28 protein-coding genes and 1 pseudogene are annotated in these 24,939 nt (G+C 33.9%); 10 read left to right on the top strand and 19 right to left on the bottom strand.

Annotated elements, in window-relative coordinates; translation table 11 throughout:
• Positions 1-417: 417 nt before the first annotated feature.
• Both KI369_RS18905 and ybaK read right to left on the bottom strand, forming a co-directional pair.
• A complete protein-coding gene (locus tag KI369_RS18905) occupies positions 418-1,077 on the bottom strand; it encodes a hypothetical protein (RefSeq protein ID WP_212956955.1) in 660 nt (219 codons plus the stop codon).
• A gap of 844 nt (positions 1,078-1,921) precedes the next feature.
• The gene (gene ybaK, locus KI369_RS18900) at positions 1,922-2,398 is read right to left on the bottom strand and encodes a Cys-tRNA(Pro) deacylase (protein WP_212956954.1); all 477 of its coding nucleotides are present in this window, start codon (positions 2,396-2,398) and stop codon (positions 1,922-1,924) included.
• Between the two features lie 340 nt (positions 2,399-2,738).
• Here ybaK and KI369_RS18895 point away from each other — a divergent pair, with 340 nt between their 5' ends.
• The 3 genes from KI369_RS18895 to KI369_RS18885 all read left to right on the top strand — a co-directional run bounded on the left by KI369_RS18895 (position 2,739) and on the right by KI369_RS18885 (position 5,348).
• Positions 2,739-4,016, top strand: a complete 1,278-nt coding sequence (locus KI369_RS18895) for a histidine--tRNA ligase (protein WP_212956953.1) — start codon at positions 2,739-2,741, stop codon at positions 4,014-4,016.
• 162 nt (positions 4,017-4,178) lie between these two features.
• Positions 4,179-4,487, top strand: a complete 309-nt coding sequence (locus KI369_RS18890; protein ID WP_212956952.1) for a hypothetical protein — start codon at positions 4,179-4,181, stop codon at positions 4,485-4,487.
• 261 nt (positions 4,488-4,748) lie between these two features.
• Positions 4,749-5,348 carry a hypothetical protein gene (locus KI369_RS18885; RefSeq protein WP_212956951.1) on the top strand — a complete coding sequence of 200 codons (600 nt, stop codon included), beginning with the start codon at positions 4,749-4,751 and terminating at the stop codon, positions 5,346-5,348.
• 58 nt (positions 5,349-5,406) lie between these two features.
• On the opposite strand, the gene KI369_RS18880 is transcribed toward KI369_RS18885, so the two are convergent.
• The gene (locus tag KI369_RS18880; protein ID WP_000340653.1) at positions 5,407-5,787 is read right to left on the bottom strand and encodes a winged helix-turn-helix transcriptional regulator; all 381 of its coding nucleotides are present in this window, start codon (positions 5,785-5,787) and stop codon (positions 5,407-5,409) included.
• A gap of 128 nt (positions 5,788-5,915) precedes the next feature.
• Between KI369_RS18880 and KI369_RS18875 the strand changes: the two genes are divergently transcribed.
• Complete coding sequence (locus KI369_RS18875; protein WP_074609220.1) at positions 5,916-6,599, top strand: NAD(P)H-dependent oxidoreductase; 684 nt, start codon at positions 5,916-5,918, stop codon at positions 6,597-6,599.
• A 147-nt stretch (positions 6,600-6,746) separates the two neighbouring features.
• Positions 6,747-7,028 (top strand): DUF1292 domain-containing protein, encoded by a 282-nt coding sequence (locus tag KI369_RS18870; RefSeq protein ID WP_001997837.1) that lies wholly within the window; start codon positions 6,747-6,749, stop codon positions 7,026-7,028.
• A 51-nt stretch (positions 7,029-7,079) separates the two neighbouring features.
• On the opposite strand, the gene KI369_RS18865 is transcribed toward KI369_RS18870, so the two are convergent.
• The 8 genes from KI369_RS18865 to KI369_RS18830 all read right to left on the bottom strand — a co-directional run bounded on the left by KI369_RS18865 (position 7,080) and on the right by KI369_RS18830 (position 15,815).
• Complete coding sequence (locus tag KI369_RS18865) at positions 7,080-8,138, bottom strand: pyruvate kinase (protein WP_212956956.1); 1,059 nt, start codon at positions 8,136-8,138, stop codon at positions 7,080-7,082.
• 137 nt (positions 8,139-8,275) lie between these two features.
• Positions 8,276-9,535, bottom strand: coding sequence for a hypothetical protein (locus tag KI369_RS18860; protein WP_212956950.1), 1,260 nt, complete (start codon positions 9,533-9,535; stop codon positions 8,276-8,278).
• Positions 9,532-11,076, bottom strand: coding sequence for a hypothetical protein (locus KI369_RS18855; protein ID WP_212956949.1), 1,545 nt, complete (start codon positions 11,074-11,076; stop codon positions 9,532-9,534). Before KI369_RS18855 ends, KI369_RS18860 begins: the two co-directional genes overlap by 4 nt.
• Before the next feature lie 215 nt (positions 11,077-11,291).
• Positions 11,292-12,002 (bottom strand): hypothetical protein, encoded by a 711-nt coding sequence (locus tag KI369_RS18850; RefSeq protein ID WP_212956948.1) that lies wholly within the window; start codon positions 12,000-12,002, stop codon positions 11,292-11,294.
• A gap of 338 nt (positions 12,003-12,340) precedes the next feature.
• The gene (locus KI369_RS18845; RefSeq protein WP_000716989.1) at positions 12,341-13,099 is read right to left on the bottom strand and encodes an SDR family oxidoreductase; all 759 of its coding nucleotides are present in this window, start codon (positions 13,097-13,099) and stop codon (positions 12,341-12,343) included.
• Positions 13,100-13,155: 56 nt separating this feature from the next.
• Complete coding sequence (locus KI369_RS18840) at positions 13,156-14,814, bottom strand: putative ABC transporter permease subunit (protein ID WP_212956947.1); 1,659 nt, start codon at positions 14,812-14,814, stop codon at positions 13,156-13,158.
• Entirely contained in the window at positions 14,807-15,532 is a 726-nt protein-coding gene (locus KI369_RS18835) for an ABC transporter ATP-binding protein (protein WP_078985035.1), read from the bottom strand. Before KI369_RS18835 ends, KI369_RS18840 begins: the two co-directional genes overlap by 8 nt.
• Positions 15,533-15,620: 88 nt before the next feature.
• Positions 15,621-15,815: a hypothetical protein gene (locus tag KI369_RS18830; RefSeq protein WP_029438995.1), complete on the bottom strand. Its 195-nt coding sequence runs from the start codon at positions 15,813-15,815 to the stop codon at positions 15,621-15,623.
• A gap of 179 nt (positions 15,816-15,994) precedes the next feature.
• Between KI369_RS18830 and KI369_RS18825 the strand changes: the two genes are divergently transcribed.
• Complete coding sequence (locus KI369_RS18825; protein ID WP_212956946.1) at positions 15,995-16,354, top strand: DUF3796 domain-containing protein; 360 nt, start codon at positions 15,995-15,997, stop codon at positions 16,352-16,354.
• The gene (locus tag KI369_RS18820) at positions 16,342-16,545 is read left to right on the top strand and encodes a helix-turn-helix transcriptional regulator (protein WP_046198411.1); all 204 of its coding nucleotides are present in this window, start codon (positions 16,342-16,344) and stop codon (positions 16,543-16,545) included. Before KI369_RS18825 ends, KI369_RS18820 begins: the two co-directional genes overlap by 13 nt.
• A 198-nt stretch (positions 16,546-16,743) precedes the next feature.
• Here the strand turns inward: KI369_RS18820 and KI369_RS18815 are convergent, their stop codons facing one another.
• Positions 16,744-17,706 carry a tubby C-terminal domain-like protein gene (locus tag KI369_RS18815; RefSeq protein ID WP_212956945.1) on the bottom strand — a complete coding sequence of 321 codons (963 nt, stop codon included), beginning with the start codon at positions 17,704-17,706 and terminating at the stop codon, positions 16,744-16,746.
• A 70-nt stretch (positions 17,707-17,776) separates the two neighbouring features.
• Entirely contained in the window at positions 17,777-18,487 is a 711-nt protein-coding gene (locus KI369_RS18810; protein WP_076870206.1) for a YjjG family noncanonical pyrimidine nucleotidase, read from the bottom strand.
• A 340-nt stretch (positions 18,488-18,827) separates the two neighbouring features.
• Here KI369_RS18810 and KI369_RS18805 point away from each other — a divergent pair, with 340 nt between their 5' ends.
• Complete coding sequence (locus KI369_RS18805; RefSeq protein WP_076870205.1) at positions 18,828-19,253, top strand: DUF1648 domain-containing protein; 426 nt, start codon at positions 18,828-18,830, stop codon at positions 19,251-19,253.
• A gap of 96 nt (positions 19,254-19,349) precedes the next feature.
• Here the strand turns inward: KI369_RS18805 and KI369_RS18800 are convergent, their stop codons facing one another.
• Together KI369_RS18800 and KI369_RS18795 are read right to left on the bottom strand one after the other, a co-directional pair.
• Positions 19,350-20,372: a tyrosine-protein phosphatase gene (locus KI369_RS18800; protein ID WP_212956944.1), complete on the bottom strand. Its 1,023-nt coding sequence runs from the start codon at positions 20,370-20,372 to the stop codon at positions 19,350-19,352.
• A gap of 178 nt (positions 20,373-20,550) precedes the next feature.
• Positions 20,551-21,273 carry an N-acetyltransferase gene (locus KI369_RS18795; protein WP_076870203.1) on the bottom strand — a complete coding sequence of 241 codons (723 nt, stop codon included), beginning with the start codon at positions 21,271-21,273 and terminating at the stop codon, positions 20,551-20,553.
• A 123-nt stretch (positions 21,274-21,396) separates the two neighbouring features.
• On the opposite strand from KI369_RS18795, the gene KI369_RS18790 reads away from it, so the two are divergent.
• Positions 21,397-22,236 carry a DUF2785 domain-containing protein gene (locus KI369_RS18790; RefSeq protein WP_212956943.1) on the top strand — a complete coding sequence of 280 codons (840 nt, stop codon included), beginning with the start codon at positions 21,397-21,399 and terminating at the stop codon, positions 22,234-22,236.
• Between the two features lie 17 nt (positions 22,237-22,253).
• Positions 22,254-22,742 carry an NUDIX hydrolase gene (locus KI369_RS18785; RefSeq protein WP_076870201.1) on the top strand — a complete coding sequence of 163 codons (489 nt, stop codon included), beginning with the start codon at positions 22,254-22,256 and terminating at the stop codon, positions 22,740-22,742.
• Between the two features lie 86 nt (positions 22,743-22,828).
• Here KI369_RS18785 and KI369_RS18780 read toward each other — a convergent pair whose 3' ends face one another.
• From KI369_RS18780 to KI369_RS18765, 4 genes and pseudogenes are all read right to left on the bottom strand, one after another.
• Positions 22,829-23,083 (bottom strand): YbeF family protein, encoded by a 255-nt coding sequence (locus KI369_RS18780; RefSeq protein ID WP_076870200.1) that lies wholly within the window; start codon positions 23,081-23,083, stop codon positions 22,829-22,831.
• Between the two features lie 98 nt (positions 23,084-23,181).
• Positions 23,182-23,562 (bottom strand): VOC family protein, encoded by a 381-nt coding sequence (locus KI369_RS18775; protein ID WP_076870199.1) that lies wholly within the window; start codon positions 23,560-23,562, stop codon positions 23,182-23,184.
• Positions 23,563-23,623: 61 nt separating this feature from the next.
• The gene (locus KI369_RS18770; protein ID WP_212956942.1) at positions 23,624-24,652 is read right to left on the bottom strand and encodes an ROK family transcriptional regulator; all 1,029 of its coding nucleotides are present in this window, start codon (positions 24,650-24,652) and stop codon (positions 23,624-23,626) included.
• A gap of 122 nt (positions 24,653-24,774) precedes the next feature.
• Positions 24,775-24,923: pseudogene (locus KI369_RS18765) on the bottom strand (MFS transporter); the annotation flags it as partial.
• Between the last annotated feature and the right edge of the window lie 16 nt (positions 24,924-24,939).

The raw sequence follows: 24,939 nt of genomic DNA, 5'->3' as shown, positions 1-24,939 counted from the left end.
TTGATAACCTCACATGAATGGAGTATTCATGTGAGGTTATCAAAACGTCTCATTATCGGCATCAATGAAAAGAGGAAAACATATTCTCACAAGAGAACCTTCTTTTTTACATGGATCCATGTATTTTTTATACATTCCTATCCTAGCTCAGTTTTAAAATTCTCGTTTGTTACTGAATTAGCTGAAAATCCACATAAAAATTTGCATACTCTTAACCTGGGAATTTTCTAAAAACCTGACGATATCCCTCTCATAAAATCTCCTTTTGTACAGAAATAATAGAGTGCTATAAAAATACCGGTCATATTTTTCAGCAATTGGGCCAGATTATAGAGTGATTTTATTAATTGCGAATCAATCGTTTTGCATTTCATATAATCTTGCCCCTACTGTGCTGTGCGCTCTAATCCAATTTTACTAATATTTGTTTATGACATCTGACATCGTAGATTTCATTGTTCGTAACAGTTCTTCTTTTGTTATCTTTTCTTGCACATTTTTAAAAGGACCACCTAAAGATTTACCATTTTGATCCTTAATCTCTAGTTCTGTTATCTTTTTATTATTCTCCTGAATGAGTTGAAATAGAGCATATAAACGATCTAATTCTACGGAATTCAATTGGCTAAAGTCAATCTCGTTACTCATTTGCAAAGTTAATAATAATTCATTAGTAGGTTTTCCTTCATCTGGATCTTTATTATCTAATATATATTGAAGAGGATTTTCCGTTTCAGATTCCACGTATCCTAATTTTTTTATTTCTTCTAGAGTTGGTTTGAATTTCTTATATTCCTCAAATGTTTTTTTCCCATATTGGTATTCATCACCTACTAGATACGAATAGAGGAGACCTTGTACCTTTACTCGGAATTTTAGATATTTGTTATTTTTTTCTTGTACAGTATGGTAGGTATTACCACCATTATTTTCATTTATCGGGCTCCAATCTGTTACAACAACATCAATACTGTGTTTTTCTTTTATATATTCTTGTACCTCAGCTCCATTTTCTTGATTACAACCATTTAGACATAAGAAACATAATACTAATATTACATGCTTCAAAGTTTTCATATAAGCACTCCTATGTAAGAATTAATTCTTGAATGTGTGGCACACTACAAAACCTTCTTTTCCTTAATCATATACTTTAACTTTTATATAGTTTGAATCTTAAATCATTTAAGTTACTTAATTCCCTAAATATACCACTTAAAGTATTACCGTCTTAAAATATATAACTTATTTGTTTTTAGTTCTTTCTCAATTCTATAAGCCTATGTTTCATTGGGCTCATATCTAAAACGTACATTTATACCATGATACCTATTTTACTATAAAATCCGGTTAAATTGTTAAAATATACCTTTTTTCATTTCCTAGTATAGGCGTTCCTTCTACTCAATGAGGGAATATTTATGGAAAGACATTATACAATTTCAAGTTATGCACCATCTATAAGCAGAGAAAACATAGATATAAACATAACAAAACCAAAGTAATATATACGAATAATCACATTTAGAATCACTAATGATAATGTTATACTACTATCAACCAAGAAGAACCCAATAAACTATGATTAATCACTACATCCTCTTTCAAGGGTAGCACCCCATGCCCATCTAGCTAAGATTGGGTATTTCTTGAACCCCTATTAAACACTCTCCCGTCACTTGTCTATCTTTAAGAGTAACTCTGCTTGTTTATTTAAAGTCCTCGCACCGAGGCTTTGTCGTCCCCAAAAATCCAAACAAACGATTCAGATTATATGTTTATATCAAACTGAACATTCAATCTTTATTTGGTTTATCCAGTTTGTAAATAAAAAAGGATAATCCGCCCTCATAATGGACTAACTATCCTATAAATCTTTATCTAAAGTTAATAAAACTAGAACTTCTTTTCCTATGTATCATTACTTCGTTATCTCACCAAACTGCGCTCTCGTCACTTTCGCTAAGTCATCCACTTTCAGCTCAATTTGTATACCTATTTTCCCGCCGCTTACAATAATCGTTTCAAGCGATTGAGCACTCGCATCAATACATGTAGAAAACAACTTTTTCATTCCGACTGGTGAACAACCACCGCGAATATATCCTGACACTTTCGTAATATCTTTAACAGGAATCATTTCAATTTTCTTTTCACCAACTGATTTTGCCGCAGCTTTTAAATTTAGTTCCTCATCTACCGGAATGATAAACACATGATAATTTTTACTATTCCCTTGAGCGATTAACGTTTTATATACTTCTCTCACTTCTCGTCCAATTTTCTCGGCTACTGATACGCCATCAATTTTCCCATCGTCTGGATTATATGACATCATCGAATATTCAATTTTCTCTTTATCTAATATTCGCATCGCATTTGTTTTATCTTTTTTCATAGTGATCTCCTTAAACGGTTATTTCATATTATTAAGTTTTATTATACACCCTTTTCCATTTCTCCTACATAACTTCACGTATATTTCAAAACTAAAAATATTGATAATTCAAAAATCATCTGATATACTTTGAAAAAAACTTATGTTAAGGAGAGATTTCTAATGCAAAATTTTAATACGTCTTTCCAACTTCATCATCATACGTAACGCCGTGTATCCGAAGAAAAATTTTTCTTCGTGGGTACAGGGCTTTTCCTGTTGACCCACGAAGCGTTCATAAAGCTATGTGGGTATTTTTATACCCGCATAGCTTTTTTTAATTTAAAAAGGAGTGATTACAATGGAAATGAAAAATGTAAAAGGAACGAAAGACTATTTACCAGAAGAACAAGTGTTGCGAAATAAAATTAAAAGAGCTTGTGAAGTCACATTTGAACGATACGGATGTAAACCGTTAGAAACACCGACATTAAATATGTATGAGCTTATGTCTTACAAGTACGGAGGTGGCGATGAAATATTAAAAGAAATATATACGCTTCAAGATCAAGGAAAACGCGCACTTGCCTTACGTTACGATTTGACAATTCCATTCGCAAAAGTTGTGGCAATGAATCCGAACATCCGCCTTCCTTTTAAACGGTATGAAATTGGGAAAGTATTTCGAGATGGGCCAATTAAACAAGGCAGATTCCGTGAGTTTATACAATGCGATGTTGATATAGTAGGTATAGAATCCGTCATGGCAGAAGCGGAACTTATGAGCATGGCGTTTGAACTGTTCCGAACGTTAAACTTAGAAGTAACGATCCAATATAATAACCGCAAATTATTAAACGGTATTCTTCAGGCCATTAACATCCCTACCGAGTTAACGAGTGACGTCATTTTATCATTAGATAAAATCGAAAAGATTGGGATTGATGGTGTACGAAAAGATGTATTAGAGCGCGGAATTTCTGAAGAAATGGCTGATACAATATGTAATACTGTATTATCTTGTCTAAATCTTACAATTGCTGACTTTAAAGAAGCTTTCAATAACCAACTCGTTACCGATGGAGTAAACGAATTGCAACAATTACAGCAATATTTAATCGCTCTTGGAATAAATGAAAATGCTATATTCAATCCGTTTTTAGCCCGAGGACTCACAATGTATACAGGCACCGTATATGAAATCTTTTTAAAAGATGGCTCGATTACATCTAGCATCGGTAGTGGTGGTCGTTACGATAATATTATTGGAGCATTCCGTGGTGATGATATGAGCTATCCAACAGTCGGTATTTCATTCGGTTTAGACGTTATTTACACAGCACTGTCGCAGAAAGAAACGATATCATCTACAGCGGATGTATTTATCATCCCACTCGGGACAGAATTACACTGTTTACAAATTGCCCAGCAATTACGTGCTACCACTTCCTTAAAAATTGAACTTGAACTAGCAGGACGCAAATTAAAACGTGCCCTTAATTATGCCAATAAAGAGAATATCCCTTATGTGCTTATTATTGGAGAAGAAGAACTTAATACAGAAACCGTTATGCTGCGGAATATGAAGGAAGGTAGTGAGGTGAAAGTCTCCCTTTCTTCTTTAAGTAGTTATTTATAATACGAACCACCCTCGTTTGGGTGGTTTTTCTATTTTATAGATAACGAAACAATTAGTTTACATAAAACAATTACATTCTACTAAAAACCACAAGTATTCAATATCCAATTATCTATTATTTTTGGTAATATATAGATATGAATTATTTTAGGAGGATTTACTTTGAAAACTTACATACAAGCACTAAAGTGGGCCACAGGGATCTATCATCTTTTATTGATTCCTTTTTGTTATTTATTTCTAAATCATGCTAACCTATATGGGATACCTTTACTAGTGATTGCTTTACATATCACTACTATTTTATTATCCAAAAAAGCAGCCATGAATACGTCCCCTCATTATATCGGTATTATCGTTACTCTAGTTGCCTTCTTTCCTTATATAGAAATCGTTCTACATATTATAGCAGCCGTTTTCCTTTTATTAGATGCTGCTTCTATGAATGCAAAAGAAGTGTATGATTCATAGCTGGATAAAATGAAACTTTAATCAGTAGAGTTTTGAAGTCGGTTAGCAAATTGCAAAATTTACACAATAACTTTATTGTTAACATCCAAAAAGGATTTACTTTTTAAGTAAATCCTTTTTTAATTTCAAATTACCCTCCTTACTCCAGACCAATAAAAGAATATTCTGTTTAATTTTTATAAATTTCTAAACATTTATAAAACATTCAAATTATCATACATTTTAGTTATGTAAAAAACTAAGTTTAAAGGAGAGGAATTTATGCTAAAAAAATTGATAGTAGGTGCAGTGGTAGCCATTTCATCATTAACTGTAGGATTGGGATCAGTATCAGCTAGTACCGAAAAGGATTATTCGATTACCTCTTTTGAATATGTAACTGTAGATGAAAAGACAGTAGATTCGTTTAACAAATTGGGTGCTCCATCTAAGGAAGACATAAAAATAACTTTAGTTCTACCGAAACAAAACCAAAATGGAGACTGGTTATCTTATGGTTTTTCGAGCAAAGAAAGTTTAGAGTCTTTTATTGAAAAAGATAAACAAAGATTGAATCATACAATCACTCCCCTTGGGGTTGAAGGAAGCGGCCCTGGTAGTACAGACTTCTATAAACGTACAAATCAAGGTAGCGAGTATTTTTCTCTAAGTAGCGGTTATAAAAACTTGTCTCCTAGTTGGCAAAATCAAATTTCTTCCGTAAGTACAGCATCCCCTACTGCTAGCTATTCAACAACGCTATGGGAACATACTTCAACTGAAGGATATGGAAAAGGTGTTGTTTTTAAACATGCTGATTGGTATGGTAAAACTGCAAACTTGGCTGCCATTCCAACTTCAGCAGTTGAAGTTAAAAAGTAAAAATACAGAAATAAAAGGTGTCTTCACGTATGGAAGACACCTTTTATTTCTACAACTCTTAACTATTATTTTTCATATTCCTACTCTCCAAAACTTTCTCCATATTATGAGTCGCCCACTCCATCATTAATAGAATCATTGGACGCAGTGATTCACCAAGCTCCGTTAACGAATATTCTACTTTCGGGGGTACTTCACGGTACACTTCACGATGTATGATACCATCTGCTTCGAGTTCCCTCAGCTGTAATGTTAACATTCTTTGTGTGATATTTGGCTTTAACCTTTTTAACTCATTAAAACGTTTTGTACCATCTAATAGATGATACAAAATTACCCCTTTCCATTTCCCTCCAATGACCTCGACCATCGCTTCCACTGGACAAGAATATTTATTTAAAAATGGGTAATTTATATTATTTTCGTTTGAACAATCCATAATAAATCCCTTCCCTTAACATTAGTATCTTTTTTGATACTATACCACATAAATGTGCGTACTTGTTTCTATGTTACTTTAAAAATATAATTTGGTTACAAAATACATTAATGAAAAGAGGAACTTTTATGACAAATACAAATCAAATTACAAAAGAAAAAATTATGGAGGCTTATCATTTCAGACATGCATGTAAAGAGTTCGATTCTATGCAAAAAATTTCAGAAGAGGATTTTAAATTTATTTTAGAAACAGGAAGATTATCTCCTTCTTCTTTCGGATATGAACCTTGGAAATTTGTTGTCGTACAAAATAAAGAATTAAGAGAAAAACTACGACCATATTCATGGGGCGCTGGTGGGCAACTTGCAACAGCTAGCCACTTTGTCATTGTTCTTTCAAGAAATATTAAAGATATGCATTATGATGCAGATTATATTAAACATATGATGAATGATATTATTGAATTACCTGAAGACGCGCAAAAAATTAGATATGAATTCTTCAAAAAGTTCCAGGAGTCAGATTTTAACTTATTACAATCCGACCGTGCTGTATTCGATTGGGCATCTAAGCAAACTTATATTGCTTTAGGGAATATGATGACGAGCGCAGCTCAAATCGGGATTGATTCTTGTCCAATAGAAGGATTTGATAAAGAGAAAGTAGATTCTTTACTTCGTCAAGAAGGCATAATCAATGGAGATAACTTTGAAGTATCTGTTATGGTTGCCTTTGGTTACCGTAAAGAAGAGCCAAAACGTGATAAAACAAGACAGACCATGGATGCAATTGTTGAATGGATTGAATAAGATAACATGCGCTCCTTATCGCTGTATACCCATACGAAAGAAGTAGAACTTCATTTTTCTTATGTATGAAATTAGTTTTTCATGGAAAGATATATTAGTATGTATGCAGTTTAAACACTCTATTTATTAGAGCTGGACAGGAGGAGAATGAATATGTCTGATATTGAAGTTGGCGAAGTGTTTACTCTTAGTGATGAGAATAACGAAGAGCAAGAAGTAGAAGTGCTTGGAGCGATGGATGTCGAAGGTGCAGAATATATTGCAGTTGCCTTTGTTGAAGATATCCAAACAGAAACCGAGGAAGACATTGATATTTTCTTTTTAAAAGTAGAAGAAGATAGTGAATTCTCATACATTGAGAATGACGAGGAATTTGAAAAAGTATCTGCTGCGTTTGAAAAGATTTTGGATGAGCAAGAGCAAGAATAGAATAGAATGAAACACACGAGGACGGATACATATCCGCCCTCTTTTTATTTTTCACTCACCCAAAGATTTATGCAGCAATTCCAGTACATCTTTCATCACAAAAGGACCGTCTTGTTTCACATGCTCAGCAAATTCAGAAACGAGACGTAGTGTACTCACACTTTCAACCGGATGCTCTCCTGAAGCACTTTCAGCAGAAAGCATAACAGCATTCGTTCCGTCCAATACAGCTTGAAACACATCAGTTACCTCTGCCCTTGTTGGAATCGAATGATCTACCATAGATTGAAGCATTTGAGTCGCTGTAATAACATATGTATTCGTTCGATTACATTCCTGAATCATCATTTTCTGCAAGAGCGGTATAAATTGAAATGGCAACTCAACTCCTAAATCGCCCCTTGCAATCATAATTCCATCTGCTTCTTTACATATATCTTGAAAATTCTCGATTGCTTCCATCGTTTCTATTTTTGCAATTAAATTAGGTGACGTTTCTTTATACTGTTGTATAAAATCTCGTATTTCTTTTATATGACTAGGTTTTCTTACGAAAGAACACGCAATAAAATCAACATCCTCTTCTAAAAGAAACTGAATATCTTTTTTATCTTTCTCTGTAATAGCTGGTAAACTAACGATTGCCCCTGGTAAGTTCACTCCTTTATGTGATGAGATATTACCACCTGTTTTGACCTTTGTTTCTATTTTATCCGTACTTACCTTCTCAACGATTAACTCAACTTCACCATCATTCATTAAAATTCTACTTCCGACTTTCACATCATTCGCGATTCCTTCATAATCAACACTTGCTTCCCTATTACTCCCTGTAACTGGCTGTGTATGCAAAATAAAAGGATCCCCCGCTTGAAGTGTAATTTGTTCGCCTTTCATTTCACCTAACCTTATTTTAGGACCTTGTACATCGCCTAAAATTTTAATAGAATCATCTAACGATTTCACTAAACGAATAATATCTTTATGACTTTCATGCGTACCATGTGATAAATTTAGACGAACAATTTTCATACCATTGTTTATTAACTTCGCTAACGTTTCTTTATTATTACTTGCTGGCCCAATTGTACAAACTCGATCGATTGTCATATTTCCACCATCCTTTTTCATTAGGATTCCCACTAAAAAATGATTAATTCTCATTATAGGTGTCGTCTAAAAATATGAATTGAATAGCAAAATGAAGTTATAATTTAGATCATATAATTACTTACTTAAGCAAAAAACTATAGTTTCTTATATAATGCCTTCATTAATTTTTCTACGTTCAAAAGTTCATTTCGAATACTGTGTACATGAATTCCTGACTTTGTTAAGACTCCAATTAACCTTTCAAATGCACGTAAAGCATCTTTATGTATTTCCTGTTCAATTGCAGTAAGCTCCTTGTTCATGTTACCGAGAAATTGAATTTTCCCCTGATGAACCACTTCTAAATTAACTATAGGTTTTTTATTAAAAATTTCGTGTAAAATACTTTTCCACTTTTCTTTCTTTATTTCTTCTTTCAAGCCCAATTGTCTTTTCATAGCTACAACTAGATCCTGCAAACTTATTTCTAATTGACTAAATTCCTTCTTCGCAAGAATTTTCTTTAACTTATTCGCAACACGCCAGCTCTGTTTTAATCCGACAAAAGCACCTACTAGAGGCAGTACTATAGCAAATGCTCCTCCTGATACAAATACGGCTTTCGCAGCAAAAGTACAAGCTACTTGTCCTGCAGCGGCTAATGATGCACGACTCGTTGTATCAATAGCCACATTTCGTGCTGCAAGCTGAAAAGGTAATTGCTCCTTCACAACTCGCCTTAAATTGTAAAAAGAACTCACCCCAGCCGAAATCCAAGGAACCTCAAAATCAAGTATCCCCTCTGCATGAGATAAAGTAGATTGTGTTGCTTCAAGAACTTCTTCTCTCGTTACCCCGATACTATAAACATTAAGGTTATCTGAATAATGCATTGCCAATTCATCATTCACATATACAGGAATATCGGGATAACGTTCTAAATGTTCATCAACAATTGCTTTATTACTACCACACTTCACTTGAAATTGTTCCCCATCAATAAGAATATCCCATCCAGCTTGATTTGAGGTTTCTGGAAACTGTACATCATATCCTGCTGCTTCCAATCTTTGGGCAATCATTTGTTCAGCTACATATCCTTGTAATTGAGCCATGTCTCCTGTAGCTAAGTCTATATCGACTGTTTTTGCAAACTGAGCCAATGAAAATATCGAACTCAAATCCTCACTACGTGCAAAGTCAATTCCTTTAACAACGGTAGGATTAATCATAAAATAATCATATAAAAACTCACCTACACTAATTCCGACAATACCATTCATTTCTTCTGTTTGATTTGTACTCCCAAATAACCTAGCACCTTTTCTTTTATTTTTCTTACCTACTGTGCATTTCATTGCCTGTTCAAATTCACCATTCCGCCAATACTCCCAAAATTGTTCATTTTGAATCATACGATATCACCTAAGCCATAGATTTCTTTTTGTAATGCGCGTAATTCATCTTTCTTTTCATAAAGCATGTTATTTACTGTCGATAAGTTTTTTTCAATATCTCTTTTTTGCTCTTTTAACTTAGTCACTTTTTCATTTACTTTTTGTTTCTTCTTCATAATAAAATGTGCTTCATTGCACATTTTATTTAGGCTTATCGGCCGAATAGAAATCACTTCAACAGCTTGTTCTCTTTTCAATTCATGGATTTGTTTTTTTATTTTTGAAATATCATTTTCATATGAAATATTTGAAACCATTCCGCTAACTTTCCCCCAAAAAGAATCTACCTGTCTATTTTTTCTAATAGACTCTTTCTTAGTTCGCACTTCCATTTCTAAACCCTCAATTTTCATGCTCTTCTGTTTGAAAACCTCTGTCTTTTCATGTTCACTTACTAGTATTAAAGAATCAATGAGTTGATTCACTATGTTATTATAAGCACTTGTACTTTCCGATAATTGATTATTGCAATACACTAGACTATCTTTGTTCATTTTTAATTGCTGCGTTATCATTTCGCATTCCTTTTTATAATTAGCAATTACATCTAACAATTTACTTTGCTCGTTATAAAATTGAGACCATTCTTGAATAAAAGTATCATACTCATATACTTTCGCATCTCCTAAAAGTACTGGTAGCATTAATTGAACAATACCCATCTGTAACAATGTTTTCTTCACTTTTTTACTTTGTGTTAACATCATCATGCTACTAAATCCACCAATTAAAATAAAGCCTACTGGTCCTGTCAAAACAGATAATGCAGATGTTGCTGTTATATAAGCACTAAAAGGTAATGTCAATCCAAGCAAACTAGCTGTCCCAGCAATTAACGACGTTAAAGTTGTGTACGCCGCAAATCCTGCTATCTCCACAATAACAGCCAACAATACAGCACTGCCTTGTGTCGCAATGAGTTTTTTTATCGTAGCACTTGTTACTGCATCAATATTTAATTTATCTTTAATCTTTTCTTGCTGCTCTGTTGGTAGAGACTCAATAAATTGCTCAATTTGATTGGCAAAATTTTCTTCTTGATCCGCAGTTAGATTTTTTAACTCCCCACCAATTGACTCAAATATTTTTTGCATTTGATACAATGTTAATTGATTATCGATTGTCAAATGTTCATTACGTGATACAAACGCACTATAATTTTTATCTTTTTTCATTTGAAGTGTATGTGCTTTTTGAAGAATTTCTCCACATTTATTCTCTATTTCATAAGAGGTATTATAGTACGACCCTGCTAGGTCAAATTCTTTTGTCATATATAAAAATAATTGTAAACGTAGTGTATTGTCATCCACATCCTTTAGCTTTGCAATTTCGAAATCTAGCTCTTGCTTTGAATGGTCTACACCTTTATTAAAAAAGTCTTTCGTTTTATTTGCTATCATATTAAAAATTCCAGTCTCCATAACTAAAACATAAATTAAGCGTAATTGCTCCCCGTTTGCCGCCATTAATCCGTTAGCTAAACTTTTACCTATCATTCAAAACTGCCCCCATTTTCTATAAAAATTTATAACAATAGTAGATACTAATCTTTATTGCCTAAACTATTTCTTACATCATATAATCATTATATCAATCTATATACAATATTTGTTATATTTTCCCGTATAATATTTTCTATAGAAGGATACACTCATCCAAATTCCCCTTAAACAACGTAAAAAAGCCTACTCCCACAAGTAGGCTTTTGAAACTACGAAAGTTTCGTCAATAACTGATTTAAATCTTTTTTCGTTTTCGTCGTTAATGACTTCATTTTAGTAATATCTATCTTTTCTTTCTCCGCTCCTACAATTAACGGGTACATACTTTGTCCGATTGTTTTATATTCAGCTGGGTGTGATGTTTCTAACTCTTTCTCGATTACATCCCACTTTGCATTAATTTGTTTTCCAAGTTTATTTACTGTTTCTAATTTCGGATTAGCAGCTAATTGCTTATCTAAGCTATCAACTAATGCAACAACTTCTTTCACACTCGTTTTCACAGCTACACTTTTCTTCGGATCTTTCGTTGTTTTTCCGTCTGAGTTTGTACTTGTACTTTGATCTGTTGTTTTTCCGCTAGTCGTTTGATCATTCGTCTTTCCTGTCGTCTCTTTTTCTTTTGTTTTTATATTCTCGTTTTGAGTTGACGTTTTACTGTTACTTTCTGTTCCTGATGATTCTTTCGTGTTTTTAGCATCTTTATCTGTTTTTTCGTTGGAAGAAGTATTTGTTTCTTTGTCAGTATCTTTCGTTGTTTTTGACGTTTCATCTGTACTTGTCGTTTTTACTTCCCCTTCATTTTGTGCAGTTACTTGTTCCTTCTTTTCTGTCTCTTTATCTGCTGACGGACTACAAGCTGCCATAGTAAGCATTGTACCAATTGTTATCGATGCGATAGCGACCTTTTTCATTTTCATATAAATCCCCCTATGTTTACTTTATTTATCCTCCCCTTTACGATTCGATTTCCCCTTAAAAAATCCCTTTTCATACGAATTACCATCTTTCCGACAGTAATCTTCATAATAATACGTACAAAAAACGATAAACCAATTTGAATATTCGAGTTTCTTCTACTGCATTTTTCTTCTCTTTGGCAAAAGAAAAAGAGTATATTGTCACATGAAGAATTACGATCTTCATATGACGATATACTCTCCTATCAAATTTTTATCTTTCTTGACATTTTATTTATACAAAAAAATAATATTTTCTTTCATTTTTTTGTTTCTCAACGATTGTTAACATAATACTTTTATGAGTAACCACCATTCGAATGAATAACTTGCCCAGTAATCCATTTTGCTTCTTCACTTACTAAAAAAGATATTAAACGCGCAGCATCCACCGGCTCTCCTACTTTACCTTGCGGGAACTTCCATACTAAATGATGCTTCAGCTCCTCTGTAATCCATCCTGTATTCGTCGGTCCTGGATCAACAGCATTTACTGTAATCCCCTTCTCCATCGCAACTGGTGCTACTGATTTTGTAAATGCTTCAATTGCTCCTTTCGTTGCTGCGTATGCTAGTTCATCAGGCATTGGCCCGAGTGACTGTCCTGAAGTAAGATTAATAATACTCCCACTCGTCTTGCTTGCATAATGTTTTATAAATAATGAGCTTAATAACATAGTAGCCCGAACATTAACCGTATAATGTTTATCTAACTGTTCTACATTTAATTCCTCAATTCTCGTATGAGTAGCATACGCTGCATTATTAATTAAAATAGATGGATCACCTAACCGTTCTGATACCATATAAAACAAACGATTTGATGAATACGACTGCGATAAGTTGATTTCTGCCATTTCACATCGAACACCGTAACTTTCAATCTCCTCTTTCAACAAAAAGGGTTCTTTGTCATGCATTCCCCACGGCATCGCTTTATCATACTGAGACCAGTACGTGAAAAAAATGTCTATTCCTTTTTGAGCAAGCACCTTGCATACAACTGCACCAATTCCATTCAGACGAGTGGCCCCTGTTACAATTGCTATTTTCTTCACCTTTTCTCCTCCACCTATGGATAAATCCTCTGCACGAATACAGAGGATCTATCTTTTTATTCAATATTTGACAATATACGTTCTGCACCTAATTTTAAAATTTTAATAAAGATATAATTTACAACCGTAAACATTACAAATAAAACGATAAACATAACCCACAGTCCCACTTGAAGGAAGAAGTATAATAGACTTACTCCCGCTACAATAACTAAAGCTATTAAAATATTAGCTAAAAAATTCCACAAAGTTGTATAGCGACTCTTAAATAATTTCTGCTCTGTATCCCAATGTATATCTGCAGTTTGTGCATCCCAGCGTGTGCCGATTAAATTAATTAACAATAAACCGTTCGCACTTAATAAGAACCAAAGAACCATAAATACTGGAGAAATTCCCGCTACAACTGCCATCGTAATACCGAACACTGCTAAAATAATTACATTAATTAACCAAGCAGTGATCGCTTTCGCAAAAAAGATATCCGAAGCTTTTACTGGTAAATAACGATTCACAAACCAAGAGCTTCCATCACGTGAGAATGAAGTTGTTGCGATGACGTTACTTCCCATTAAAAATAGAGAGGCACAAAGGCCAACACCAATTGCAAGTCCTGCTGATTTTGGATTATCAATATATCCCGTGATCCATTTTAAATTCCCATCTTGCACGAATAAAATGAAGAACAACATAATCGGCATAACGAAAGTTTGTACGATACAATTTAAGAAAAATTGTGGTGTACGGAATAACGTTTTAAATTCTTTTTTCACATATGCTTTCAAATGTGAACTTTGTACCGTAGATTTCTGTAAGCCTTCTGCTGAAATGACTTCTTTTTTTGCTGTACTCGTTGAAAGTCCAATAACCCCTTTTAAATATGTACGCTCTGCAATGTAATAAAACAACACAAAAAATACAAATGAAATAACTGCAAAGATTATTACGTATAAAGGACCCTTCCAATTTGCATTTTCTACTAATGCTACTGCTCCAAAATATGTAGTTGGAAAATAGTTTGTCATTTGTACTAAAAGAGAAGACTGGTTGTTTGCAAGGTAATCCGCAATTGCATCTTCAGAAAACGAACTTTTATTTTTCCACTGCAAAAATACGTTAATTCCTACAATAAATAGTATACTTACGATTCCAATAAATATATTTCCTCGGTCTTTATTTTTCGCTATATTTGTATACCTCATAATAACTGTCATCAGTAACGAAGCTAGTACTAACGGCACAATTGGGAAGAGTAAGTAAATGAAAATCATATATATGTAATATGTAATAAATGCGCCACTTTTTAAACCGTACGTAATAAAGATCGGTAATAAAATAAATGAACTCATTACGTATTGTGTAATTAATACCGTTAAAAATTTGGCTGAAATAATTTGCGCTGGTTTTAATGGTAATGGTAATAACATTTCAATGTCATTGCTGTAGTAAAATACAGTTAAAATGTTTGTTATACTCATTAAAAATACCCATATACTCGCAATCGCAAGTCCCATTGCGATAATCATTCCTGGATCTTGCCCTAAATGTATCATTCCCTCATACATTGCATGCGTGATAGAACCAAACAGTAGAAAGCCGACAAATAAAATAGCTGCAAATGAAAATACATACGCCCATCGCTTCTTCTTATCTGTTATAAAATCTGCATAATTTAATTTCAATAATACTTTCGTTAACGTCCAAATTTTACTCATTGCCCGTCATCTCCAAGAACATTTTTTCAAGTGATTCATTGGATTTAAAATGATCTCTCATTTCATCTAAATTCCCTTTAAACTGAAGGTTTCCCTTATTAATAATCGCGACGCGGTCACATAATTTTTCTGCCACTTCTAATACGTGTGTAGAGAAGAATACAATCTTTCCTTTATCCGCATGTTCTCTCATCATTTCTTTTAAAATATATGCAGATTTCGGATCAAGCCCTGTTAACGGTTCGTCTAAAATCCATACATCTGGCTCATGCACGAGCACACCAATAATAACAATCTTTTGTCTCATACCGTGCGAGTAACTTTGTATTTGATCCGATAACGCATTGTAAAGATCAAATTTCTTCGCTAAGGACTCAATTCGTTCTTGTCGTACTTCTTTCGGCACTTCATACATATCTGCCATAAAGTTTAAATATTCAATTCCCTTTAATCGTAAAAACATATCTGGACTATCCGGGACATAACCAAACGTCCTTTTCGCTTCCATCGGATTTTTCATAATATCTATACCATTAATCGCAATCGTCCCTTTGTCCACCCCATGAATACCAGTAATCATCTTAATTGTCGTTGATTTACCCGCACCATTCGGTCCTAAAAATCCAAAGATTTCTCCGCTAGGCACAGATAAACTTAAATCTTTTACTGCATAGGTAGATCCATTATAACTTTTTGACACATTCGTAATTTCAATCATTCCATCCAATCCTTTCCTTAATTACCAAATAACTATATCTACATTATAGCATACTTCTATTTTTAGATTTTTATATTTTTTCAGTTTTTTAACCTTTAAAATAAATATACACGCCTAATCCAACGATTAAAACGACAGCTAGTATAATATAAATCATCGTAAGTCTTCTAATATTCCCCTTTGTCGCTTTACTATAATTTGCATCACCCTTTCGCCCAATTAACACTGTCGCGACTACAGTAATCACTACAAGTAATACAACGATCATGATCCAATTTAGCATACCTTCCTCCCCCTCCTTACAACCATTTTACAATATTATCCTCTTTATTTCGCAGTATATTTCCTCTTTTTACTATTATTATGAAGCAAACTGGAAAACTATTATTACCATTCCTATCCATATATGATATATTTATAACATAACGTGATTTATTTCTAACATGATAAGGAGGAACTATCATGAAAACAACTTGGATAAAATATTTAGGATTTCTTGGTTTCTTCGGTTTCCTCGGCTTTTTTTACGAAAAAGGATTGTTTACTATGTTTTGTTTCTTCTCCTTTTTCACCTCATATAGAACGGTTCAACATGATGAACTGTTTGAACAAATCGTCAATAAATCGTGCCGCAATGCCTTTATCATTTCGTTACTAACTACCGCTATCATTCTGTTTATTGAAATGTTATTTCCAAACCCGGCGCTACAACAGATTGATATCGCTCTTATTTTCGGCACACTCATTCTTACGTTTGGTTTTTCTATGTTCTTTTACGATAAACCTGTTGAAGAAATGGAAGATGCACCATGGCGTTCGTAACGAAAATAAAAGAATACCGTGCCAAATTGAATATGACACAAGAAGATTTAGCAAAGAGCGTTGGTGTACGTCGTGAAACAATTAGCCACCTTGAAAAAGGAAAATACAACCCTTCCTTGCAGCTTGCTTACGATATAGCGAAGGCACTTCATAGTACGATTGATGAGATTTTTATTTTTGAGGATGAATAAAGTGAAACTTTAATCAGTGGGGGTTTTCTTCCCCCCACTGATTATCAGCCCTCACCAATCGGACTTTTATGGGCAGCCCGACCCCCACCTAACTTCTTTGCTTTCGCTGCATTTTGAGGTGGGGGTCTTACTGCCTATTAAAGTGGGATAAAAAATACCGGTATTCTTTTCACAAAGAATACCGGTATTTTTCATTTATCACCCATACAAAACCGCATGAAATACACCTAACAGTAAGTATTGATCCTGTATATAATTTTCCTCATATACATTCATCTCAATGTAATACATATCTTCCTCAAGACGAATATTCCAATCTGCGATTACATAGCCTTTTCGTAATAACTTTCCCATCCCAAAAGTGGTTTTGTGAACAACAAATTCTTCTCTCTTATATGTAAAGGTAAATAAGAAATTTGCATCCAGTAACTTTCCGTCACACACAAGTATTTCATGCTCTATATCATTAGGATCGATGTACGTTACTAAAATCCTTCTTTGACGCTGCCTACTTACATCCTTTGCAATGACGCGAATATTGTCCTTACTATCCTTTATTTCGTAAATGATATTACTACCGACTTTCGGAATGAAATCTAGCACTCTCATCAACGTATTTTTATAATAGCCCCGTACTGTGCCTACGCCTTCGCTTTCATTGTAAACCTCAATAGGCACCGTGTCCGCTTTACTATCACACAATCGCTTGTAAGAAAGCTGCATCATTCGCTCTCCTCTTAAGTACTGATCAAACGTCACAGGATATTCTACCATGCGCAGCTCTTTATTTAACTCATATAAATAGCGTTGAATACTCTCCACTAATGTTGTAGTAGAAATACTCTCCTGAAGTTCAAATTGTTGCCAACTGGAAGAAACCCTCCACTGATTGTCCTCTCCATAGAAGAAACTAAGAATGATCTCATCACGGTCAGGCGTTTCATAATTCATATGTACGTTCTGCCCGTGTTGCACTTGCTCCATCCACTGTCCTAAATAAATGCCTAGCTCTGCAACCTTCATACGTGACTTTTGAAAAAGTACGCTGTCACTCACGCGAATCGTTACATCCCCTTCGATAAAGCCCTTTGAATAAGCATCATACCGCGGCTCATCCTTCTGCGGGATATTCTTGTCTAACTCAAATAAAAACGTTAACATCCTTTATTCACCTCTAGTTGTTACACAGCTCTTGCCTATATTGACTGTAACTGAAAATATATCAATACAATTAAAATGAAGCTACCTTTTCTTCAGTCACTTCTACAATTTCTAAAATTTGTAGCAGGCTCCCCACTTCGTAAGTCGGCTTAACATCTGCCCTATTTTCATTCAAACTCGGATTATACCAACACGTATCAATGCCGTAGTCTTCTCCGCCTTTCATATCAGAAGTTAACGAATCTCCAACCATTAGTACACTTGATTTATCCGTAATCCCAAACTTTTCAAACGCATAATCAAAAATCTCACGTGCTGGTTTTTGATGGCCAACCTCTTCAGAAATAATGATATGTTCAAAGAAGTTACATAAAGGCGAATTTCCGATTCTAGATTGTTGCACCTTCGTATATCCATTGGTAATGATGCCTAGCTTGCAATCTTGTAGATTCTCACATAATTGCACTGCACCTTCTATAAGATGTACTTCTTTCCCTAAGTTTTCAAGATATACATCACTAAATTGCTGCGCATCTACTTCTATATTATGAAGTGCAAATAATTGTCTAAATCGATCTACCGCTAATTCACTTAACGTAATCATTTTATTTTCTAAATCTCTCCATAACCCATTACTAATCTCTTTATAACTTGCAAGATAATCACTATACCCTGTAGGCATACCAAACTGTACAAACGCATTATGTAATGCGTGTTTTTCCGTTTCAGGGAAATCTAATAATGTATCGTCTACGTCGAATAATATAACTTTATATTTCATTATGCTCTCCTCAACTAGTACGTTATTTACAACTTGTATTTTCTCATTAATTGTCTCTTAAGTCGAATTTTTTTCTTTTACGAAAAGCAGCTGTCCAGAGATTTTACAGTTGTTTCAGACACACGAGTCATGTTATTCAAAAATAATTAATTGTGAAAATACTATAAATTTGAGATAATTTGGATAATAGATTTGAATTTTAAAAAGGTAATACAGGAAATGTATTACTCTAGTTATTATAGGAAGGGAGCGGAAAAATATAGTAAATTCATGGGAAAGACCTAAAATAAAAATTCCAAGAACAAAAAGTGAATGGGTTGGAGATATTATTGGATATTCATTGTTCTTTGGATCAATCATTTTTTTGATTATCATTTGGGGAAGATTACCTGAGGAAGTACCCGCACATTATAACGCATATGGGGCTGTAGATCGTTGGGGATCCAAATGGGAGCTTTTACTTCTACCAGGAATAGGAGCATTTATACTCCTTTTAATGCAGACTTTAGAAAAGTTTCCAGAAGTTCATAACTATCCAAAAAGATTTAATGAATCGAATGCTGATCAGTTTTATTTAAATAGCAGAAAAATGCTTAATCAATTAAAAAATGTCTGTTTACTTATTTTTTCTTTCATCCAATTTGAAACAATTTCAATAGCTCTAGATTGGAGCGACGGTTTTGGAAAATTATTTTTACCGATATTATTAATTGGGACAGCTATTCCAATTATTTTAGGCATTATAAGGCAACGAAAAATTTCATAATGCGGACAACGATATTCGGTTATCCATCATTTTATGGAATAACATGATATCAACAATAAGAATTCGGGAGGCTAATTCAATCAGCCTCCCGAATTCTTATTTATCCTCTAGCAATAACACTTTCATTTTTTCTAACGACTCTTTCGTAAAGCCAAGTGCTTTTTCAGCATACGCTTCAACTGAACCGTATTGCTTTTTCACTTCATCAATCGCAGCTTGTAAATATTCAGCGCGCGCTTCGAACATCGCACCTAATATCGCTCTACTCTCATCATTTTGTAGTTTTGCACCTAAAAAGGCCATCATTTTCTCATTTAGCTTTTCACGGAATCCGTTACTTAATAAGTAATCTTCCATTACTGTTTTCTCTGGTACACCTAATAAAAGTAATAATAATGCTGATCCAAATCCAGTACGGTCTTTCCCAGCTGTACAGTGGTTTACTAACGGTAAGTTTTCCGGGTCTTGCGCTAAGTTTAAGAAGCTCACGAATGCTTCGTTACCACTTACGAAGTCTTGATTCATTTTCACAAGATACTCACCTGGTTTTCCTAACATAGAAAGGTCACCAACTTGGAAAAATTCATTTATATTTAAATCTTTCGCCAAGTCCTGCATAACTGGTAAGCACACTTGACGAGCGCCTGTAATCTCAGGGTTTGGCTTATGCTTCACTTCAAAGTCTGTACGGTAATCGCAAATTAACTTTAAACCAGACTTTTGTAAATACGCAATATCCCACTCTGTTAGTCCTGCTAATTCTTCAGAACGGTACAACTTGCCCCATTTTACTTTACGGCCTTCAAGCGTTTCATATCCGCCCATATCACGGAAGTTAAACGCTCCTTGTAATGGCAATCTACGCTCAGCTACTGTCACTGCTTGTCCATTACTACCTACTAGTCTAAAATATGGACGCTCATTGTCGCTCGGGTTTTCAATTGAATATGATGATTCTCCATTTACCGTTGCAAGTAATTCTCCATTTTCTTCAATATGATCTGGCGAAGTACTCCAGTAAATGCGAACTTCCTCTATATTATTTTCCCACTTTATTTGTAACGTATTATCTTCATTTCTTTCTACAGTTGCTTGTAACCAATGTCTTTGCTGCTCCATTCTTTCACCAACGCTTTCTCTTATAATCAAATCTTTCTCTATTTTATTATAGGAATATCTATTTTGTCGTTCTCATTTTTCTTTTTATCTTACAAACAGGCAAAAAGTTCTTTTACTTGTTCAAAATTTGTACACGGATTTCCTCGAAATACATTCAAGAAAGTACATCATTCATCCTTTAAATCTTCTTCACATATCGTTCAGTACAACTCAGCAGCTGACATCCGTTCTTTTCAAAAATATCCTTCATCCACTCATTTTGTACATTTGCCTCGCCAATATAATAAGATGCACCTATTTCTTTTAAGACAAACATTGCACCTGTAAAGAATGCTGCTTCGTACCCTTTATTTCGCATATTTGAATCAATTGCGAAATACATTAGTTTTCCTTCTTCTAACGTACCTCTTTCGATATGCGGGATGACAATTCCTAGTGGCTCTTCATCGATACTCGCTGTTAAACAATGCTCTTTCCATTGCGCACCAATTTCTTGTAGCATCATATTTACAAATTGATCATAAGTGACTTGTTCTTCCGTCATTTCGTTCCAAAGAGAATAAAATGTATCTTCTCCTACTTCTTCAATAAGTTTAAAATCAATTTCACTTTCTTCATCTTCTACTTCATATATATCCTTACATACAATCATGTTTTCCGTAATATATTCAAATGAATACGTTTCGAAACATTTTTTATATAAATCATAATTTGGGCTTTTTGAAGAAATCTCAAAATGTACGTTTTCTAATTCCTCTTTTTCAGCCTCAGCAACGCAATATTGCATCATTTCCTTTAATTGCTCTTCTGTAAAAACTTCTGCATTATTTTCTTTTATCATGATTGAAGAATCATTTCTTCTTATTTTAAAATGTTTTTCTAACTGTTTTATAGTCATCATTTACTTCCCTCATCTATGTCATACTCGAATTTCTACTTGTTCTCCTTGCATGAGCAGGATTGTCCTTGAATATATAGAATACTAGAAAACATCGCATCTTTAAAGTGCGGAGGAGGTTCTCCATTGGATATTACAGCGTTGCAACAACAGTTAGAGCTTATACAACAAAATGACTATACGCAACTGCAACATATAGATATTAATGAGTTAACTTTGAACATGCTTCAGTTTATCGGAACGACTGATAGTTACGTCCGTTATCAACTTATATATAAATGTTTTGCACATTTCATTCATCATGAATTCCTTATGGATGATCAACTAAAATTACTGTTGCAAACTTGTTTAAGTGATGAGTATTTATATTGTGACATTTACTCCCCACATACAGATGGGGTTTTCACACGTTCTTACACTGTTTCGTTACTTGCGTTAATACTCCAATTCGCTAATTCGCACTACTTTTGTACAGAGGAGGATATCGAAGAAATAAAAAACAAACTCATTACATATACAAACTTAGAAACAGATTTTCGAGGCTATATCGAAAATAAAGGATGGGCTCATTGTCTTGCCCACGTATCTGATGCCTTTACTGAAATTGTTCACAATTCTTATACGACCTTTGAATGGTATGAAGAATTAATTCATTGCTTATTAAATAAAATCTTCATTCCATCTGACCTTTTTCATAATAACGAAGATGAACGAATTGTTACGCCATTACTAGCAATGCTGTATCATGACTTCCCGCAAGATGAGTTAATTTCTATTATTCATAAAAAAATAAAAAGGCTTCCTCAAATTAGAAAACGCCTTTCACTTAATGAGTATTGTATTTTATGTGCCAACATTAAAACTTTTTTACGTACATTATTTTTTAGAACGAAAGATGACCACAACTTAGCCTATACAGCTCGTAAAACAGAAAGAATGTTAAAAGAACTTCCTAATTATTATTAACTATAAGGAGAATGACTATGGGTTATATTGAAGACATGAGAAATCTAGTAGGCAATCAACCACTTATTCTAATCGGTTCACACGCCATTATTTTAAATGAAAAAAAGGAAATATTACTACAGCTCCGTACAGATTTTAACCGCTGGGGCATCATTGGCGGCGCCTTAGAATATAACGAAACGCTAGAAGACGCTTTAAAACGAGAAGTATATGAAGAAACTGGACTTAATATCAAAAATCCAGAACTATTCCGTACATACTCAGGACCAGATTTCTTTCAAATCTATCCAAACGGCGATCAAGTACACGGTGTACTCGTTGTTTATATTTGCCGAGAATTCAACGGTGAGCTTGTATGCGACCATACGGAATCGAAAGAACTACGCTTCTTTCCACTTGATGAGTTACCTAGTAACCTTCCTCCTGTTATTGAGAGGATTATTAAGGAGTTTCAGCAATCCAATTCATATGTTAAAAAGAATGGTTCTTCTTTTCACTTGATATAGTAATATAAAAACCTCATTTCTCGTCATTACAACGTGAAATGAGGTTTTTATCGTTCACCGTAACTCCCTATTTCCCCAAAATGATATTAACGTTCTCTTTCTACAACTTTATATCCCTTTATAAAAAGTATAGTTATATAAGAAACAATAAATGAAAGAATCGTATACATGCCAACCCAAAAGAAAAATACTGGATCGTACACTGTAACATTTAGCAAAAGAAAAATAAGAAATGTTACCATTGGCATCACGTAAAATGTACCTACTTTATATGTCACAGCTATTGAAAAAATACAAATAAGCAATGGATATATACAGAAAATCAAAATTGACTCACTCAACGTTATGTCCCCCTTTCTGCAGAAATAATAGGTTTCTTTTAAACATTTTGGGGAACAACAAAGTTTTATATTTCCATTCGTTTTTAGTAAATAAAACGTTAAATTGTTATCTCAATCTGATTTCCTTCAGGATCACTTACTACACTTTCATAATAACCATCACCTGTAGTTCGTGGACCGTTTAACACAGGGTATCCTGCTTCTCTTAGTGTACTTGTTAATTCGTTCACTTTTTCTTTACTACCTACAGAAAAAGCAATATGCGCATATCCTATTGTTTGTGTTTGTAATGCATCATCTATCCCTACTTGTCTCATCAGTTCTAGACGCGCTCCACCTTCAAAAGTTATAAAATAAGATTCAAACTGCTTTTTCGGATTATGATATAAACGATTTTCTTCACCACCGAAGTACTGTTTATAAAAATCACGCATTCCTTCTAAATCATTCACCCAAATTGCTACATGTTCAATTTTCATAATAGACACCTTTTCTTTTATGTTATTCAACTGACAATTGGATGCTTCATTGCCAGCACATTTAATTTTCTTTATTTGTTCTAGTAATCATAAGATCAAGTCCAAGGCTTTTTAATCCATATAAATAATCTTCTTTCCAATTACTCACTGTTATTTTCGGAATATGTTCCGCCGGAATGTACTGCGGACAACTTTTTACAATTTGCTCTATTACAAATTGATTCACTTCATCATCACAGAAGATAAAGGCATGAGGGTTAATAATAGCTATACATGTAGCTATTAAACGAGTAATAGCATCTATATTATATTCCTCTGGATTACTCGAATCTTCACTTCTCAAAGCTTGTAAGAAATTTTCATTATCATACTGCGGAACGAAAGATATCTCTCCTGAGAAAAATGTACTTCCTCGTACTACATCTCCATTTATCATAATACCTGCACCTGGACCATTTTGACCTGAATACAAATATACAAGCGAGGAATTGTCATAGTTTCCAGTGTTTTTATAATAACCAAGCACTGCGGCATTCATATCGTTTTCTATTACTACAGGTATAGAAAACAGATCCTCCAAATGACTTTTCAAATCAAAATTTTGGAACTTTTCATAACCAGGTATATAAAAAATACGACCATTATCAACCGAACCAGGCACACCAATTGATATAGAGCTTATTTTCGGGAATGTAGCGATAAAACCTTCAATTTGTTTAGATAATAAAGTTAAGCCCGTATCAATTAATACACTTGAAGTACTTCCTTGTTCTTTTACTTCCCCTAAACAGTTGAAAATTGTATAGTTTGTCTCATTTTTTTCTAAAAATATTGCTAAACCTAACATATATTCTGGATTATAAGCATATCGTTTCGCTCTTCTTCCGCCACTTGAATCATCTAAACCGACTAAAGTGACTTCACCGTTTTGTTTCATATTTTCTATAAATTTACTTATCGTTGGAAAACTAATTTCTAATGTATTACTAAGTTCAACTTTTGTTGCACTACCTTGCTCTAGAAGAGCTGTACGAATGCCGCGAAGGATCGTCTCTTTAATCGATTTTTGAGTAACAAATTGTTCACTCAAATCGCTCACCACCTTAATCAACATACTTATTAAACCCTTTTAATAAGTTGCGTTGACAATATATCATACATCATTTTCTAAAGCAATAGAGATGATATATTTCTAATAGCGGCATTCCGTATTTAACTCGATGTATTCTCTCTCGTAACAGACGATACAATTCCAGACAAGATAACAAATAATAAAACTGCTAGCAAAGCATTACGTATTCCGAATGCTTCCCCTAGTATACCTAGCCGACTAAAAAGGCTGTATAACCGATGATAGCAACTTACAGCAAACGAGAA

Source organism: Bacillus sanguinis (assembly GCF_018332475.1).
GTDB lineage: Bacteria > Bacillota > Bacilli > Bacillales > Bacillaceae_G > Bacillus_A > Bacillus_A sanguinis.
This window is presented reverse-complemented; position numbering and strand designations above follow the sequence as displayed.